This window comes from Vagococcus sp. WN80Y (assembly GCF_059621045.1).
In genome coordinates this window covers 1-858 of record NZ_JCAQHY010000037.1, presented here as the reverse complement: position 1 = coordinate 858, position 858 = coordinate 1, and the positions used below count along the sequence as shown (strand labels likewise).

Annotated in this window: 1 pseudogene; it reads right to left on the bottom strand. The window is 43.5% G+C overall.

The window, feature by feature from the left end:
• Window positions 1-266: pseudogene (locus tag AC5KOD_RS02515) on the bottom strand (group II intron reverse transcriptase/maturase); the annotation flags it as partial.
• Between the last annotated feature and the right edge of the window lie 592 nt (window positions 267-858).

The window sequence follows — 858 nt, the reverse complement described above, 5'->3', positions numbered from 1 at the left end:
ATGGCCATTTCCGCATAACGTCGTGGTCTAAATCCATAGCTATCCTCATGAAATTGTTTGTCAAATAGCGGCGTTAACACTTGGGCAATCGCTTGTTGTATCACACGATCTACGACAGTAGGAACCCCTAATAGTCGACCCCCTCCATTGGGTTTGGGTATCTCAATCCGTAAAACAGGTTGCGGGTGGTACCTTCTTTGCTTTATCTCATGGATGATTGACTCTTTGTTTTCTGCCAAGTATGCCCCTAGCTCTTTAACTGTCATTCCATCGACCCCAGCGGCTCCTTTATTCCTTAGCACTTATTTATAGGCTTGATTAAGAGTCTCTTTATCCAGAATTATCGCCAGTAGAGTTCTTTCGTACATGTTTGTTAGTTCCTTTCTTTCTCGTGGAAGTCGATAAACTTTTCCGCATTTGCCAGTTACTTCTTGCTTCCCAATCGAGAGTTTCGTAACGATAAAATTGTTCAGCCCTTCGCTCATTCTATCTTTCAATAGACCTCTACACTACTATGGCTGACTTCTCACTAACCAGTCTTGTATCACTACAAGGGGTTGGTACAGTCCAGTGAGATCTCCCCAGTTAAGATGCAAACTCTTCCTCCCCATCTATCCGCCACATTTACACCGTTTGATCGTTCCAGTAACTATTGGGCTTTAACTTCTTTTGCAGTCTTATCCTCAAACTTCGCCTTTTATGTGATTTCTATTCGTCGGACCAGAGATTTGTCTAAGACTTCCTTCAGATTCCACCTCGCGGTGGACACCCTTGTCTTCAACTAGACGTTTTCCGTTACTAGGACACGTTAGGGACTTTAACCCGTTAGAGTTTGCCCATGCTGGGCAAACAAAAAAA